The following is a 15781-nucleotide window of genomic DNA, read 5'->3' as shown; positions in this document are numbered from 1 at the left end:
TTCTTCACTATGAACAATGAACCATGAACCAAAACCTACTTCTTCCTTGTTTCCACCGTATGCATCTCTCCTAACTTAAACAGCACTTCTTCCAAACGGTTTTTAGGAATGCTGATCTCCACATCGCAAAACAGATTTTGTTCCTGCCGTACAACGCTGCAGTTGTATTGCTTCACAATCATCATTACATCGTTCATACGGGTATAATCGAAGTGGAGTAAATAATTCACTTCAATTTGCTTTTGAACAATAGGTGTTGTTTGCAGCGCCAATGTGGTTGCGGTTTTGTATGCATTGATCAAACCCGGCACACCCAACAATGTTCCGCCGAAGTAACGCACTACCACCACCAGTACATTGGTCACCTGTTTGCTATCGATCTGTCCGAGTATTGGACGACCGGCACTGCCCGATGGTTCGCCATCATCGCTTACACGATAGGTATTGCCATCTGTTCCTAATCGATAAGCGAAACAATGATGCACTGCTTTCGGGTGTTCTTCTTTCAGCTGTTTCAGCTTTTCTTTAAATTCATCAATTGTTGTAATGGGAAAAGCATGTGCAAGGAAACGGCTGCCACGGTCTTTAAACTCGGCTACAACGGGCTGTGAAATGGTATAGTAAAATTCTTCGTTCATTAAATGTTATAAATAGTAATGAGGTTTAACCGTAAGCGATCAATGCAATGGCTGTAATAGACAATACAATACCCAGCCAGTTGAGCTTCGTTAATTTTTCGTTGAATAATAAAAAGGCTGCAAGCGTACTGAAGAGCACGATGCCCATATTGTTGATGGGAATGATAGCCGAACTGTTACCTGCATAGGCTTTCAATACATGCATTAAACACCAGATAGAAAAATAATTAGGTACACCGATGATGATACCTGCAAGTACAGCCTTGGGTTCAAACTTTAAACTGCCGCCGGTAAAACCGATGAGTAATCGAACAGAGCCGATTGTTGCCGCAGCAGCAAAAGAACTGATGAGATAAGCGTTTTGATTAGCGTCGTTTACAAAAGTTGTTTCTACGTATTTAATGATCGTATCGAGCAAGCCACTACCTACAAATAAAAATAAAGGCAAAAGAAAAAAAGCCGACTTTACTACTTTGCCCGAAGGCTCCGTATGTACTGCAGAAGGCCAGCAGGTAAATACAACTGCAACAAGCGCCAGTAATACACCTGCAATTTTTAAACCTGTAGCTGCTTCCTTATACAATACAATGGAAAATAAAAACGGAATAACCAAGGATAATTTATTGGCAACCGATGCTATAGCCACCCCCATTGTTTGTGCTGTTTTTGCAATTACATTAAACAGTACAATAAACATACATCCCATGAGCATCGCCCATTTGAACCAAGGCTCCTGAGCTGCCGACGCATTCATAGGAAAAGCACCGTTTACAAATGAGCCCGTAACAACACAGGTTATGTAGTTGAATACAATTGCCTGAAAGGTATTGATACCAAACCGTTCCACTAACTTGAATGAAAGTGTAAGCCAGGAACTGAGGATGATACTGCCGATGAGAAATAACATAATGAATGATGAGTAATCAGTGATGAGTTACAGGTGTTGAATTTTTATACCAGCAGATACTATCACTACCGAGCTGTTGTTCATTTGTCAGTAGTTCGTTTCGCAGTTGCGGTGCTTTAACACCGGCTTCAACAACCAATGCTTCATTGGTAATAATCCGTGCTTCATCCCACAATCCTTCGTTGATGAAATGCTGCAACAGTTCGGCACCACCTTCTACCAGCACACTGTCTAATTTGCGTTGATACAATGCCTGCAATACCTGTTGCACAACCGATCCGTTTCCACTCAACTGTTCATACTGTACTGCTCCTTCGTTTGTTTGCCTCAATTCATTCAGCACAATAGTTGTTGCTTCACCATTAAATAAGTTTAATGAATGAGGCAATTGCAGTTGCCGGTCTACTACCAAACGCACCGGTTGTTTGTCTGCAGACCAATAGCGATTGGTTAATTGCGGATCATCAAGCAAAGCCGTTTTAGAACCAACAAGCATTGCTGCTTCTTCGCTGCGCCACTGATGTACCAAACGGTTAGTGATTTCATTGCTTATCAACAATCGCTCAGTTGTGTTCGAACCGATGATGTTGTTTTTAGTCTGTGCCCATTTCAAAATCACATAGGGCCGTTGCTGCTGATGGAATGTAAAGAAGCGTTTATTGAGTTCGATGCATTCCTCCTTCAATACATCCACAACCACCTCCACGCCTGCTGCTTTTAATTTTTCAATGCCCTTGCCATCAACTTCTTTAAACGGATCCCTGCAACCAATCACCACTTTCGGAATTTTATGTTTGATGATGAGATCGCTGCAGGGCGGTGTTTTGCCGAAATGGGCACAGGGTTCGAGTGAGACATACAAAGTTGATTCTTGCAGTTTACCGGTCTGGCCGTTTTGAACGGCCTGACTTACACAATTCACTTCGGCATGTGCTTCGCCGTACCGTTGGTGCCAGCCTTCGCCAATGATCTCGTTATTATACAGCAACACAGCACCCACCATTGGATTGGGGGCTACCGAACCGGTTCCTTTGCGGGCCAGCTCAATACAACGCAGCATATATGTTTCGTGTGTGTGCAAGGCTGCAAAAGTAACGGTTTCGGAGCGAGTGAAAAGTATGCCGCACATCCGTTGTCTGATAAATTTCAGGAGGGATTCAATAAGTATGGCATACCTATCGCCTGCTGAATTAGCTTTGCATAAATGAACTGGCAGGAACAATATCAACTCTTACGGCAAAGCTTAAGCGCTGTACATGAAGCCGGCGAAGCCGAAGCCATTGCTGCTTTGGTGGTGGAACATGTAGGCAAAAAAAAGATCAGCCAACTGAAGCAGGAAGAAGTACGTACTGAAGAAACTCTGCAGTTGCAACAAATTCTGCAACAACTGCTCACCCATCGTCCGCTGCAATATGTATTAAACGAAGCCTGGTTTTACGGATTGAAGTTTGAAGTAAATGAAAGTGTGTTGATTCCCCGACCGGAAACAGAAGAACTGGTAGATTGGATCGTGAAGGAGGTACGAGGTAAGAAGTACGAAGTACGAAGGACGGCTGCAGCTCTCGCCACTCACCACTCACCACTCACCCTGCTCGACATTGGTACCGGCAGCGGATGTATTCCCATCTCTCTAAAAAAGAACTTACCTGATGCCGAAGTTTCGGCTATTGATGTATGCAGCGAAGCCTTACATACCGCAACAACCAATGCGGTGAATAATGAAGCTGAGATCAACTTTCTGTTACTCGATTTCTTAGATGAAAGCAAATGGAACACACTTGGCCAATTCGATATCATCGTCAGCAATCCGCCTTACATTAAAACAACCGAAGCCAATACCATGAGCAAACACGTGCTGGACTATGAGCCGCATAAAGCATTGTTTGTTCCCGATGAAGATGCATTACTGTTCTATCGCAAGATCGCTGATTTTGCACTGCAGCATCTGCATCCCGGCGGAGCAGTGTATGTGGAGATCAATCAACAGTTAGGCAAAGAAACCGTTGAGCTGTTTCAGCAAAAAGGATTTACGGTTGAATTACGGAAAGACATGAGTGGTAATGAACGAATGGTCAAGGCTGTTTATCGTTTATAGTTTATTGTTTCTGGTTTGCCTGCTTTTGTAGAATATTTATCTGCTGTACAAGGTTGCAACGCCAATGCTGTTGATACCTGTTCAATTGCTGAACAACAAAAAATAATAAACCTCAAATCATAAACTAAAAACCCGTCAGACGAGGGCGTCAGACGGGCTGTATTTCGTACTTCGTACTTCTAACGTTGTATTTACTGCAATCCTTTCTTATCTACATTCATCACAGCTTTTACGCCTAAACGATCTGCAGCACGCAGTACTGCAGCAAAACTTTCCAGCTTGCAGTTACGGTCGGCATTAATGGCAATGGTTGGTTCTTCACCGTTCGCTCTTTTGGCATTAATGATGCGGGCCAGTGCACTGTCCATCGCCATCGGATCGACCGGTTTTGCTTCTACATAAAAACGATTGAGTGAATCGATGGTTACCGCCACTGATTGTTTAGCAGTCGTATTACTTTTGGCTTTGGGCAACGATGCTTTGCGCACGTTAGGGTTTGCCAGCGTGGATACGATCAGGAAAAACATCAACAGGATGAACAGGATATCATTCAACGCATCTGTAAACACTTCACTCGACTCTGTTCTTTTCTTTCTCAGCTTCATGGGTTCTTGTTTTAACGTGTAGGTTCCTGTAATACATCAAGAAAATCAGCAGCAGATGCTTCCATTTTGTTCACTGCCTTTTCAACCTGTGTAGAAAGAATATTGTGGAACAGGTAAGCGATCAAACCAATGACCAGACCACTGATAGAAGTAATGAGCTTGGTATAGATACCACCAGCAATGGTACTCAGTTCATATTCACCGGTGGCGTTGATGTTAAAGAACAACTGCATCAAACCAACCAGTGTACCCACGAAACCGAAGATGGGTGCAACTTTCGATATCACTGAAAGAATGTTTACGTTCCGTTCCAGTTTATACATTTCCAGCTGCGCCACATTTTCCATGCTGTTTTCAATAGAATCGATGGGTTTGCCAATACGCTGCAAGCCTTTGTCGATAATCCGTCCAACCGGGTTGGCCGTGTTACGGGCAAAGTTGCGGGCAGCCGTTACATTACCGCTTAAGATATTATCCCGGATGATGTTCATAAAATTATCATCCACTTCGGTTGCTTTTTTAATCGCCATCCAGCGTTCAACAAATACATATACAGTGGCAACGCTTAACAGTAACAGGGGAATCATGATCCATCCTGCCTGCATCAGCAGATCAATCAAATGCATTTCTTTTTTGGGAACGGCCTGTGTTGTTGCAGCATTTACCAATGTATCAACTGCATTCTGCACCTGGAGAAGAAAAAAATTCATACGGTTCAAATGGTTTTAGTAATGCGGAAACGCAAACGTTCCCGACGGTCAAATGTAAATCTTGCACAGCAATTGAACGTGTTGTGCTGCTGTTTATTTTCCACAGTCAAATATGCAGCCATGTTTTAACGATTTGTGTTAGAGGAAAGCTAAAACAGAAGGTTGAGGACAAAAGGCATAAGGAAGAAGAAAAGTCCTTAGTTTCAACCTCCTTCCTTACAACCTACACCCTATACCCTCTACCTTGCCTTCCCTCTTTGCCGTTTCCCGTTCTTCAGTTACCTTCGCAGCCGATAATTTTCAAATTACTGCATTTTCAAATTTTCAAATTCTTTCTATGGCATACGACGTTATTGTTCTTGGTAGTGGTCCCGGTGGTTATCCTGCCGCTATCCGTGCTTCACAGCTTGGTCTTAAAGTAGCAATTGTAGAAAAAGAAAGCCTTGGTGGTGTTTGTTTAAACTGGGGTTGTATCCCTACAAAAGCCCTGCTGAAAAGTGCACAGGTATATGAATACATGAAGCACAGTGCCGATTATGGTATTGCTGCCACAGGTGTACAACACGATTTTGGTGGTGTGGTAAAACGCAGCCGTGGTGTAGCCGATAAAATGAGCAAGGGTGTTACCTTCCTCATGAAGAAAAACAAGATTGATGTAATTATGGGTTACGGTAAGGTTGCCGGCAAAGGCAAACTGGAAGTAACTGCTGCCGATGGAAGCAAAAGCATTGTTGAAGGAAAATATATTGTGATTGCTACAGGTGGCCGCAGCCGTCAGTTACCTGCTATGCCGCAGGATGGTAAAAAAATCATTGGCTACCGTGAAGCAATGGTATTGCCCGAACAACCAAAATCGATGATTGTGGTTGGTAGCGGTGCCATTGGTGTGGAGTTTGCCGATTTCTACAACAGCATGGGTACAAAAATTACCATCGTGGAATTTATGCCACGTGTTGTGCCTGTAGAAGATGAAGATATTTCGAAAGAACTGGAAAAGCAGTTCAAGAAAAAAGGCATTACCATTATGACCAGCGCTGAAGTAACCAAAGTGGACACTTCAGGTGCAGGTGTAAAAGCAACCGTTAAAACAGCTGCAGGCGAGCAGGTACTTGAAGCAGACATTCTGCTAAGTGCTGCCGGTGTGGTTGCCAACATCGAAAACATTGGTTTGGAAGAAAACGGTATTAAAACAGAAAAAGGAAAGATTGTTGTAGATAAATTCCAGCAAACTTCTGTACCGGGTATTTATGCTATTGGCGATGTGGCTCCGGGTCAGGCCCTGGCACACGTTGCAGGTAAAGAGGGTATTAATGCCGCAGAACATATTGCTTATTTAGAAAAGAAATACCACCACACACCGGAAGCAATGGACTACAACAACATCCCCGGTTGTACTTATTGCACACCTGAAATTGCAAGCGTTGGTTATACCGAAAAAGCAGCGAAGGAAGCGGGTTATGAAGTAAAGGTTGGTAAGTTCCCGTTCATGGCAAGTGGTAAGGCAAGTGCTGCCGGTGCTACCGAAGGTTTTGTAAAAGTAATCTTTGATGCAAAGTATGGCGAGTTCCTCGGTGCACACATGATTGGCATGGGTGTTACCGATATGATTGCGGAAGTGGTTGTTGCCCGTAAGCTGGAAACAACTTACCACGAAATCCTCAACTCGGTGCATCCGCACCCAACCATGAGTGAAGCCGTAAAAGAAGCAACTGCTGCTGCTTACGGTGAAGCGATTGATATTTAACCAGTCTGAACCGTGATTAAAACGATTTACGGACTACAAGATAAAGAAGCCCCGACAGAAATGTCGGGGCTTTGTTTTTAATAAGGTTATGTCTGATGCTATCCTCTTACGCATAAATGTGAAGATTACAGAATTATGTAGCAACCAAATACATGCTATGATAATACGTATGCATAATACCGACAGATTATTTTCATTTCCGTTCCTGAAAACCGCTTCTAAGGCCGTTGATACAAACCACATAAACATGTCAGAAACATCATTGTAAGTTTACATAGCCGCAGCAGCGGAATAACCCTTATCACTTAAACCTTATCACTTAAACCTTATCGCTTAAACCTTATCGCTTAAACCTTACAATGAAACAGCTTACTACTCTCCTGCTTTGTGCATTGCTCGTATGTCGAGCTGCATCTGCGCAGAATACGAAACAGTCACAGGATTATTTGCAGCAAAACCATGCAACCTGGAACAATGGCTTTGCTAACGCAGAAAAAGTTTTTACCAAAACTATTTTGCAGAACCAGTTATTCCTCGTAGGCGAAGGACATGGCACGCAGTACAACAATGAACTGCAGTTCGATCTGATTAAACACCTGCAGCAAACCGTGGGGCTGAAGTATATTCTACTGGAGCTGGGGTTTCTCGATCAACTCTACCTCAACCGTTATTTGCATACAGGTAATGAACAGGTGCTCGACAGTTTCTTTCAGTTTCATCCCAACACCTTTTACTACAACAAACAGCTGTTGCAGTTTTTTCAAAAGCTGTACAACTACAACCTGCAACTGCCTGCAAAAAGCAAACTGCAGATCATTACTGTTGATCTTGATTTTGCTTACCGTGATGCATTGCTGTATATACAGCGGAACCTGCCTGCTGCATTACCCGACACTTTGAAAAATCCATTTACAACAATGAATCCCGTGAAGGATACAGCTGCGCTGCTTATACAAAAGTTCAATAATGCTTACAGCAGTTTTATTAAGAACGATCGCATTTACAAAAAGCATCTTGGAAAAGATTTTGAAGATATCGAACACCTGCTCGATAACATTAATCAACGGCTACAGATTGCCGTTAGTAAACGCAACGATCTGCGGGATTCGGTGATGTACCATAATTTCTTATACGCTAAAAAGCGCTACGGCATTCAAGATGAAAAGATCATCGGCTTGATGGGCAGTTTTCATGTAAAACAGTTTGATGTACCCGGCGATCCGAGATTTGCAGCCATTCTTGTTAAAGCAAATGCTGTAAAAGGTGTGGTATCGCTCATGAGTATTTACAATGGCGGCGAAGCCATGATTCCAAACAGGAATAATAAGGCAGACAGCAGCGGCAAAACAAATGCATACATCAATCTTAAAGTAAGCAATGGTTCTTTATCCGGACCTGTAACCCACTATGATTTAATGGAACCTTATTTCAACTCAAGTAAAGCAGTATTGTTTCTGCTCAATAAAAAAGAATCTCCGTTTCATCAATCAAATGCATTTACGCTTGGCGAAGATCCTGAAACAGCCACAACCACACAGCTGTTCCAGGTGCTGATATTGTTTAATCAATCGCCGGCCGCCATTCCCTATACAAAGCAGGAATAATGCTCCTGCTACCACACAACCACCTTATCAACCGCTGCCAAGAAAGCATTGTTTTTTTTCTGTGAGTTCTTTACTTTCAGCATCAAACCAATTAAACAACCAGTATGAGAAAGCTTCTGTTATCTGCCTCGTTGTTGCTGAGCCTTTCGGGTTTTGCACAAGAGGAAAAAGTTGATCAAGACATCATTAACAAAATCATTAAAGAAGGTACCACTAATTCGCAGGTGATGAATATTGCGTTTCATTTAACCGATGTAAGTGGTCCACGTTTAACCAACTCCCCTGGTTATTACCGTGCAGCTGATTATGCCATTGCCGAAATGAAAAAATGGGGCTTAAGCAAAGCTGCACTCGACCCATGGGGCGAATTTGGACAAGGCTGGCAGCTGAAGAAAAGTTATGTGGCGATGACCGCACCTTATTACAAACCCATTCTGGCTTATCCGAAAACATGGACACAAAGTACAAAGGGTTTGCAAAAAGCAGAGGTAGTGGTGATTACCGTAAAAGACTCTACAGAGTTAATGCAATACAAAGGAAAACTTGCAGGCAAAGTAGTGTTGGTAAATCGAACTGATGAGTACAAGCACAGCTTTAAACCCGATGCTACCCGTTATACCGAAGAAGAGTTGCAAAAAATGGCTGCCTATCAACCTCCTACGCAACCGCAAGGTCCACGCCAGGGTGGCAATCCAAACATGGCACGTTTTGCAGGTGCACAACGTTTAAATACACTCATTAAAGAACTCATTACAAGCGAAGGTGCTGCTGCATTTTTAACGGCAAGTACAGCATCGCACGACGGAACCATTTTTGTACAAAACCCTGCAGGCAACCGTAACGATTTTGTAAACGGCAAACCTTCTGTTTTAGAAATTTCTGTGGCGTATGAAGATCTGAAAACCATCAACCGCCTGGTAAACATGGGTACAAAAGTGGAAATGGAACTGGATGTACAATCGGAGTTTACCGATAAAGATGTAAAAGGCTACAATGTAATTGGTGAAATTAAAGGCACCGATCCCAAACTGAAAGATGAAGTGGTGATGATTGGTGCACACCTCGACAGCTGGCATGGTGCAACAGGCGCTACGGATAATGCTGCAGGTTGTGCCGTGATGATGGAAGTGATGCGCATTTTTAAAGCACTGAACCTGCAACCGAAACGTACGATCCGCATTGCATTGTGGAGCGGCGAAGAACAGGGTTTGCTTGGCTCTCGTGGCTGGATTAAAAATTATGTAGGCGATCGTGTAACAAAAGAAGTAAAACCCGAGCAACAAAAAATTTCTGCATACTATAACATTGATAATGGTACTGGTAAAATAAGAGGCGTTTATTTAGAAGGCAACACAGGTGTGCAACCCATCTTTGCAAAATGGTTGGAACCGTTTAAAGAAATGGGCGCTTCTACCCTCACCCTTCAAAATACAGGAGGTACCGATCATATTTCATTTAACGAATTGGGTATTCCCGGTTTTCAATTCATCCAGGATGAAATTGAATATGACACACGTACACACCATACAACAATGGACAGCTACGATCACCTGGTTGCAGATGATTTGAAACAGATGGCGGTAATTGTTGCCAGCTTTGTGTACAACACTGCGCAGCGTGATGGGCTGCTACCACGCAAAGAAATGCCCAAGCCGGTGCAAATGCAACGATAACAAATAGTATACTCCATACAAAAACAGCCTTGATTTCTCAAGGCTGTTTTTGTATACACCAGCAAACAAGCTCATCAGAGTTTTACAAATTTGTGCACTTGTTTTGTTCCTCCTGCTTTGGGTTGCACATGCAGATAATAAGTGCCTGGTTTCAATAAATCAATATTCAGCTGAAGCTCACTGCCGGAGAAAACAGTTTGTTGCACTACAGTGCCCGATAAATCGTAAATAAATGCCTTGGCATCTTTAAATGCTGTACCGGTGTATAACCGCAATTCGTTTCGGGCGGGATTGGGGTAAAACTTCAGCACACCGGCGGTATGGCTAGCTTTTAACAATAAGGATGGAGAATAAACAGCAGAATAATCGTTCATAACAACTCTGATTCTGTAACTGTATCCTACGGCCTGCGCTGAAAGCCTGTCTTCAATAGAATAAACCGCATTATTTACATCTGCTTTTATTTCTGTTACTGTTTCAAAAGCGTTGTTATCTGCGCTTCGTTCAACCACAAACCTGTTAGCCGATGATAGCATATCCTGTGTCACTTTCCATTTGACAACAGCTTCACTACCTTTTCTGTTACCGTCGATTGTTATTTTGTTGCTGGGCAAAACAGAACAACTTGCGGATGCGTATACAATCTGAATTGTATCGATGGCGTATACTTCACATCCGCTGAATAATCGTTGCGCTACATAATATGTTCCTGCACTGTTAATGTCAATTGATGTACCAATGGCAGGATTCGTTACGATATTACCATTAGATGTACTCCATTCGTAGATTGATGAAGTGACAGCATTATTTACAAATAGTGTACTTACAGGATTGTTGGGACACAATGTGGGAAAATTAGATGAAGCAGCTACAGTTGATGCAGCAGGTAATGCACCAAAATCATATGGTCCCATAAAATCCTGAAGGTTTGCTGTAAATGAGGCAGATGAACGAGACTTAAAAAATACAGATTTAAATAACGGCGAACATTGGCCCATACCTAATGCTGTGTATAAAGATGGATCTAAACCGATACGTGTTAGATTAAGACCTGTTTCAACAAACTGCAATTGATCAAAATTTGCCGACCAGATACGCTGCGTATTGGAGGAATTGTACGTTGTAGTTCCCCAAGGTGTAGCATAAGTTGTATCTGTAAGAGCAATTCCACTATAGTTAGACGTACCTGCACCAAAGGCCGTAGTATTTGCATTTGAAACAATTTGTGCATACCCGTAACTACCTCCTGAAGGCATGTCGAAATTTGAATTGAAATTAAAAAAAGCAGGATTAACGTTATTATAGGTTGTGGCCGATACCCATATTCTTATATCCAGCACAGGAGCTGAACCGGGACTGAATGTAGCAGAAATAATCAGATCGCCCGTTTGAATAATTTGCCCGCTGGCATTAAATTTCCATTCTGAATGGCCAGCTTCAGTACCACCTGTACTAAATAAACCTGTAGTGGTATTATAAACGCATGTTTTTTTAAAAAGCTCAATATCAAAATAACGTGTACCCAACACTCCGAGCGTACTGATGCCGAAATTCATCCATAAAGAATCACCAGGTGAACTACCATCTCTGCGCAAATGCGCAAACCCATCTACCAGGTCAGTTTTTCCCGGAATAGTTTGTGTACTCACATTCCAACCGGTATTAGGATTGTCGGCGTTTTTTGCCGCATTACCAAACGTTGTACTATCATAAGTATAACTTGCACCTACCGTACTGCCCGTATAATCTCTAACATATAGTCCATCTACCCAAATTCTGCCGTTTACGATGGTGTTGTTTACTACATTCATTCTGCGGCTGAACGAGATGTTATCACCGGCCATCAATCGTGTTCTGAAAGCAGCAGCGCCTGTTGTATCAATAACAGGCTTACCGGTTCCTGCATAGGAGCCGGGTAAAAACCAATCGTCGTTGTTATAAGCAAGTAAGGTGGTGGTACCAAATTTTGCATAGCCAACTTTGGTATCGGCATCAATTGTAAAATTGGCAAGCGTTCCACCGTTCGATAGTTGCGCATTAACATAGGTGCCGTTAATGAAAAGAAAAATTGTTAAGGGTAGAAAATGTTTCATAAGTACAGATTAGATTAACTGAATTGTTACGTGTTGATACGATGAACACCTGGCCTTTTTACGCTTAACTTTACGTAATCAGCAATCCTTCGGTTTATTCATTTCTATCAAATCCCGCAAATACTTATGAAACTGAATTAAGAGTAACCAGCAGTCAGCTATTCATTTTCATTGGGATCGGATAGACAAAAACACTTACTAATTCGATGTAAAATTAGTAATCTTCGTAATGAAGTAAATAGACAAACTACTTCGTAAAAACACGATTTGCCTCTAAGTGCCTGTTTCACATTACCTTCACCACCTGTAAATTCTATTATGAGTAAACGAACCAATTATATTTCCTGGGATGAATATTTTATGGGTATAGCATTGCTTTCTGCAAAGCGAAGTAAAGATCCTTCAACACAAGTGGGCGCCTGTATTGTAAACAGTAAAAACAAAATTGTAGGAGCGGGTTACAATGGTTTACCCGCCGGCTGTAATGATGATGAATTCCCTTGGGATAAGCAAGGCGATTTTCTTGAAACTAAATACCCGTATGTATGCCATGCCGAACTGAATGCCATACTCAATAATATTGGTATGGATTTGCATGGTTGCAGAATTTACACCGCATTGTTTCCCTGTAACGAATGTGCCAAAGCAATTATACAAGCCGGCATTACGGAAGTTATTTTTCTTTCAGATAAATATGGCTCAACCGATTCTTCACTGGCTTCGAAACGCATGTTACAAACAGCCGGCGTTACCTACAGGAAAGTAAAAACGGATCTGGAAAACCTGCAACTTTCATTTAAAGAAAATGAAATATAAACGGGCAGCCCCTCCCTCTTATACAGAAAATTTCTACATCGGCAAATACAACTTATAGGTGTTAGCAGGCTTCAAAAAGCCATTTTAGTTGTAACCGAAGCAGTTAACAAGTACATAAATTTTTCCCCATAAATGTGATTAACTTTTTATTCGCTAAGAACCGTTGGGATTCCCCTATCTTACTTTTCAAATCGTATTTTGCAGGTGTATGAGAGCCTATATTTCTATCAGTTACCAAAAACGCCGCAGTTTAAACACCGCCATTACAGCTATCATGACGGTGCTGGAAGAACACCAGATCGAATCGCTGGTTTTTGTTGATCAACACAAATTTGAGCCGGAACAGGAACGGGAAATGATGCAGGCAGCACTTGCGTCGCTTGAACAATGCGACATTCTCATTGCAGAAACATCACACAAAGGCATTGGCATTGGTATAGAAGCAGGTTATGCAAAAGCCAAACAAAAACCGGTTGTTTATCTCCGGCATAAAGAATCGGAACATTCTACAACACTTTCCGGTGTTAGCGACTACAGTGTTATTTACAAAAGTGCCGACGATTTGCAACAGCAATTGCACAATGTTGTAAAAGAAATCTTACTGCAACCGGAAGTTATACGCACAAACGGCTAAAATCATTTAGTGAATATCTGGCAATAAGCTATGAATTACCGCAGAAACTCTCTACATTTCTGACAGGTTCGTATACCCCTGTCAACCAACCGCTTCCTATCCTTTTCACTGCTTTTTATTTTTTAACCCAAATCAACCAACCATGCGTAATTCATTGCCATTGCTATGTGCTGTGCTGCTATTCATGTTTTTCGTGAATGCCTGTAACGAGCAGGCTCCCGAGGCCACCTCTAAAGAAGCAGCTGCTAAATCTCCAGAAGACATTATTAAAGAAGGTGAACGGCTGGTGACTGTTCACGACTGTGATATTTGCCATTCGCCCAAACGTATGGGACCGCAAGGCCCGGAAATTATTCCTGAGTTACGTTTAAGCGGTCATCCGTCTACTGCAACGTTACCTGCTGCCAACGAAGATGCATTAAAAGCCGGCTGGGTTTTGTTTGCTCCCGACTTTACATCTGTTGTTGGGCCATGGGGACAATCGTATGCTGCAAACATCAGCAGCGATTCTACAGGCATCGGCATGTGGACAGAAGAACAATTTAAAAAAGTATTGAGAGAAGGTAAATACAAAGGCCTCGATAATACAAGACCTATTTTACCGCCCATGCCCTGGCAAGCATTTAAGCATTTAACGGACGATGAAATAAGTGCCATTTTCGCTTATCTCAAATCAACCAAGCCGGTGAAGAATGTAGTACCACAAGCAAAGATTAACCCGCCTCCGCCACCTGCAAAAAGTTAAGCAATACGTTACATGACAGCAATAAAAAACGACCACAAGTGTGGTCGTTTTTTATTGCTCAAATCTATTGATTTTATTTGCCTGCCTGCTTCACCATCAGCGCCTGTATCTGCTTCATTGTTTTTTCCATACCATCGGCACTTCCATCTAAGAAAATAATATTTCCTTTTCCGTATTCGGCAAAGTTCTTAACAGCCTCTGTCCACATACTGAATAGAATAACATTCGTATCAAGATTGGCCTGCTTCATTTGCTCTGCAGCTTCCGTCATACCTTTTGCAACTTCCTGGCGGAACAAGGCTACACCCTGACCACGTAAACGGGCTGCTTCACGTTCTGCCTCAGCAGAAATCTTAATGGCATTACCTTCTGCTTCTGCACCTTTTGTTTTTGTAATCAGCAAAGCCTGACCCTCGTTTTCAGCAGCCGCTTTTAAGTTGTTACTTGCTACCACCTTGCTCATGCTTTCCATAATTGCCTGATCGAACGTAATATCATTGATCTGCAGATCCTGTAAATGATAACCCCACTCTTCGAGCGAATGATCGATTTCGGCTTTTACATAATCAACAATTTCTCTGCGCTGACCAAGAATTTCTGCCTGCTTTTTGGTTGCCACATAACTGCGGATGTTCCCTTCAATAGTACGCACCAATGCCTGCATTAAATCTTTATCGCTAAAAAATTTGAATGCAACTTTTTTAATCGTTTCTTCTTCGGAGTTCTGCACACTGTACAGCAGCATGCTTTTAAAATACACGTTCGCCTGGTCGATGGTTACCGCCTGAAACTCCAGCTCTACCGAACGGTTTTGAATACTAACACGCTTGTACACCTGCTCAATAAGCGGAATTTTAAACTTCAAACCCGGCCCAACTGTACGCTGGTATTTTCCAAACATGGTAATAACAGCCATTGTTCCCTGGTTTACGGTAAATAATCCGCTGAAGATGATAAAGATGATGACGAAGACAAACCAATAACTAAGTAAGACAGCCATAACAGTTTAATTTTTTATACAAAGTAGCACTTTCCTTTCGATAAAAGGAAGGAATCTGTTGACACATTTTGTATCTTTCTGGGAAACGACGCTTATGTCTCGCAGTAAAAAAATCTTCATTGGCATCCTGGCCTTTTTACCAATTATTTCCACAGCTGTTCTCATCATTTACATGCTCATTAGCTTTTTGCCCGAAATGCTTCGGTTAGAAAGTGAATACCATGGAAATATTCCGCCGGAGGCATTCTTTTTTAACATGACGGGTTTTATCATTAGTGCTGTTGTGCTGGGGCTTATACATCTTGGGCTGATGGTTTTTTTCATTATTCACGCTATTAACAACAACCAGGTAAAAACCGAAGAACGAATCATCTGGGTACTGTTATTCATTTTTGTAAACAGCATTGCCTTCCCTATTTATTGGGGGCTACGCATTTGGCCAAAAGAGAAAACCGACAGCAATTTTATTCGCATGTAAACTTTCTTCCGTTTAACTTTATCCCGAATACCAAACTAC

The 15781-nt window shown here is 42.1% G+C and carries 15 protein-coding genes; 8 read left to right on the top strand and 7 right to left on the bottom strand.

What is annotated here, in order from left to right; translation table 11 throughout:
* Window positions 1-35: 35 nt before the first annotated feature.
* From IQ13_RS15570 to ribD, 3 genes are read right to left on the bottom strand one after another with little or no spacing between them, the layout of a single operon-like run.
* Window positions 36-638, bottom strand: coding sequence for an IMPACT family protein (locus IQ13_RS15570; protein ID WP_144887448.1), 603 nt, complete (start codon window positions 636-638; stop codon window positions 36-38).
* 25 nt (window positions 639-663) lie between these two features.
* Complete coding sequence (locus IQ13_RS15565) at window positions 664-1545, bottom strand: EamA/RhaT family transporter (RefSeq protein ID WP_144887446.1); 882 nt, start codon at window positions 1543-1545, stop codon at window positions 664-666.
* Window positions 1546-1561: 16 nt separating this feature from the next.
* A complete protein-coding gene (gene ribD / locus IQ13_RS15560) occupies window positions 1562-2674 on the bottom strand; it encodes a bifunctional diaminohydroxyphosphoribosylaminopyrimidine deaminase/5-amino-6-(5-phosphoribosylamino)uracil reductase RibD (RefSeq protein WP_262711294.1) in 1113 nt (370 codons plus the stop codon).
* A 75-nt stretch (window positions 2675-2749) separates the two neighbouring features.
* On the opposite strand from ribD, the gene prmC reads away from it, so the two are divergent.
* A complete protein-coding gene (prmC, locus tag IQ13_RS15555; protein ID WP_144887442.1) occupies window positions 2750-3640 on the top strand; it encodes a peptide chain release factor N(5)-glutamine methyltransferase in 891 nt (296 codons plus the stop codon).
* 191 nt (window positions 3641-3831) lie between these two features.
* Here the strand turns inward: prmC and IQ13_RS15550 are convergent, their stop codons facing one another.
* Complete coding sequence (locus tag IQ13_RS15550) at window positions 3832-4245, bottom strand: ExbD/TolR family protein (protein ID WP_144887440.1); 414 nt, start codon at window positions 4243-4245, stop codon at window positions 3832-3834.
* 11 nt (window positions 4246-4256) lie between these two features.
* Window positions 4257-4955 (bottom strand): MotA/TolQ/ExbB proton channel family protein, encoded by a 699-nt coding sequence (locus IQ13_RS15545; RefSeq protein WP_144887438.1) that lies wholly within the window; start codon window positions 4953-4955, stop codon window positions 4257-4259.
* Window positions 4956-5292: 337 nt separating this feature from the next.
* Between IQ13_RS15545 and lpdA the strand changes: the two genes are divergently transcribed.
* The 3 genes from lpdA (at window position 5293) to IQ13_RS15530 (ending at window position 9976) form a co-directional block, all read left to right on the top strand.
* Complete coding sequence (lpdA, locus tag IQ13_RS15540) at window positions 5293-6699, top strand: dihydrolipoyl dehydrogenase (RefSeq protein WP_144887436.1); 1407 nt, start codon at window positions 5293-5295, stop codon at window positions 6697-6699.
* Between the two features lie 359 nt (window positions 6700-7058).
* Window positions 7059-8303, top strand: a complete 1245-nt coding sequence (locus IQ13_RS15535) for a TraB/GumN family protein (RefSeq protein WP_144887434.1) — start codon at window positions 7059-7061, stop codon at window positions 8301-8303.
* A 104-nt stretch (window positions 8304-8407) separates the two neighbouring features.
* Window positions 8408-9976, top strand: coding sequence for a M20/M25/M40 family metallo-hydrolase (locus tag IQ13_RS15530; RefSeq protein WP_144887432.1), 1569 nt, complete (start codon window positions 8408-8410; stop codon window positions 9974-9976).
* Window positions 9977-10050: 74 nt separating this feature from the next.
* On the opposite strand, the gene IQ13_RS15525 is transcribed toward IQ13_RS15530, so the two are convergent.
* Complete coding sequence (locus IQ13_RS15525; RefSeq protein WP_144887430.1) at window positions 10051-12069, bottom strand: T9SS type A sorting domain-containing protein; 2019 nt, start codon at window positions 12067-12069, stop codon at window positions 10051-10053.
* A 318-nt stretch (window positions 12070-12387) separates the two neighbouring features.
* On the opposite strand from IQ13_RS15525, the gene IQ13_RS15520 reads away from it, so the two are divergent.
* From IQ13_RS15520 to IQ13_RS15510, 3 genes are all read left to right on the top strand, one after another.
* Entirely contained in the window at window positions 12388-12885 is a 498-nt protein-coding gene (locus tag IQ13_RS15520) for a deoxycytidylate deaminase (protein WP_144887428.1), read from the top strand.
* Window positions 12886-13093: 208 nt separating this feature from the next.
* On the top strand, window positions 13094-13519 hold the full coding sequence (locus IQ13_RS15515; protein ID WP_144887426.1) for a nucleoside 2-deoxyribosyltransferase: 426 nt from the start codon (window positions 13094-13096) through the stop codon (window positions 13517-13519).
* A gap of 142 nt (window positions 13520-13661) precedes the next feature.
* Window positions 13662-14264, top strand: a complete 603-nt coding sequence (locus tag IQ13_RS15510) for a c-type cytochrome (protein WP_144887424.1) — start codon at window positions 13662-13664, stop codon at window positions 14262-14264.
* Between the two features lie 73 nt (window positions 14265-14337).
* Here IQ13_RS15510 and IQ13_RS15505 read toward each other — a convergent pair whose 3' ends face one another.
* On the bottom strand, window positions 14338-15264 hold the full coding sequence (locus tag IQ13_RS15505) for an SPFH domain-containing protein (RefSeq protein WP_144887422.1): 927 nt from the start codon (window positions 15262-15264) through the stop codon (window positions 14338-14340).
* Between the two features lie 94 nt (window positions 15265-15358).
* Between IQ13_RS15505 and IQ13_RS15500 the strand changes: the two genes are divergently transcribed.
* Window positions 15359-15742 carry a hypothetical protein gene (locus IQ13_RS15500; RefSeq protein ID WP_144887420.1) on the top strand — a complete coding sequence of 128 codons (384 nt, stop codon included), beginning with the start codon at window positions 15359-15361 and terminating at the stop codon, window positions 15740-15742.
* Window positions 15743-15781 lie beyond the last annotated feature (39 nt).

This window comes from Lacibacter cauensis (genome assembly GCF_007830055.1).
In the GTDB taxonomy this organism is placed as follows: Bacteria; Bacteroidota; Bacteroidia; order Chitinophagales; family Chitinophagaceae; genus Lacibacter; species Lacibacter cauensis.
The sequence above is the reverse complement of the archived record's forward strand: the minus strand, read 5'-3'. Positions and strand labels throughout refer to the sequence as shown.

Bases quoted from the DNA above. Each gene is read 5' to 3' on its own strand.
- IQ13_RS15570 (WP_144887448.1), bottom strand. From the start codon at position 638: ATGAACGAAGAATTTTACTATACCATTTCACAGCCCGTTGTAGCCGAG.
- IQ13_RS15565 (WP_144887446.1), bottom strand. From the start codon at position 1,545: ATGTTATTTCTCATCGGCAGTATCATCCTCAGTTCCTGGCTTACACTT.
- ribD (WP_262711294.1), bottom strand. From the start codon at position 2,674: ATGTGCGGCATACTTTTCACTCGCTCCGAAACCGTTACTTTTGCAGCC.
- prmC (WP_144887442.1), top strand. From the start codon at position 2,750: ATGAACTGGCAGGAACAATATCAACTCTTACGGCAAAGCTTAAGCGCT.
- IQ13_RS15550 (WP_144887440.1), bottom strand. From the start codon at position 4,245: ATGAAGCTGAGAAAGAAAAGAACAGAGTCGAGTGAAGTGTTTACAGAT.
- IQ13_RS15545 (WP_144887438.1), bottom strand. From the start codon at position 4,955: ATGAATTTTTTTCTTCTCCAGGTGCAGAATGCAGTTGATACATTGGTA.
- lpdA (WP_144887436.1), top strand. From the start codon at position 5,293: ATGGCATACGACGTTATTGTTCTTGGTAGTGGTCCCGGTGGTTATCCT.
- IQ13_RS15535 (WP_144887434.1), top strand. From the start codon at position 7,059: ATGAAACAGCTTACTACTCTCCTGCTTTGTGCATTGCTCGTATGTCGA.
- IQ13_RS15530 (WP_144887432.1), top strand. From the start codon at position 8,408: ATGAGAAAGCTTCTGTTATCTGCCTCGTTGTTGCTGAGCCTTTCGGGT.
- IQ13_RS15525 (WP_144887430.1), bottom strand. From the start codon at position 12,069: ATGAAACATTTTCTACCCTTAACAATTTTTCTTTTCATTAACGGCACC.
- IQ13_RS15520 (WP_144887428.1), top strand. From the start codon at position 12,388: ATGAGTAAACGAACCAATTATATTTCCTGGGATGAATATTTTATGGGT.
- IQ13_RS15515 (WP_144887426.1), top strand. From the start codon at position 13,094: ATGAGAGCCTATATTTCTATCAGTTACCAAAAACGCCGCAGTTTAAAC.
- IQ13_RS15510 (WP_144887424.1), top strand. From the start codon at position 13,662: ATGCGTAATTCATTGCCATTGCTATGTGCTGTGCTGCTATTCATGTTT.
- IQ13_RS15505 (WP_144887422.1), bottom strand. From the start codon at position 15,264: ATGGCTGTCTTACTTAGTTATTGGTTTGTCTTCGTCATCATCTTTATC.
- IQ13_RS15500 (WP_144887420.1), top strand. From the start codon at position 15,359: ATGTCTCGCAGTAAAAAAATCTTCATTGGCATCCTGGCCTTTTTACCA.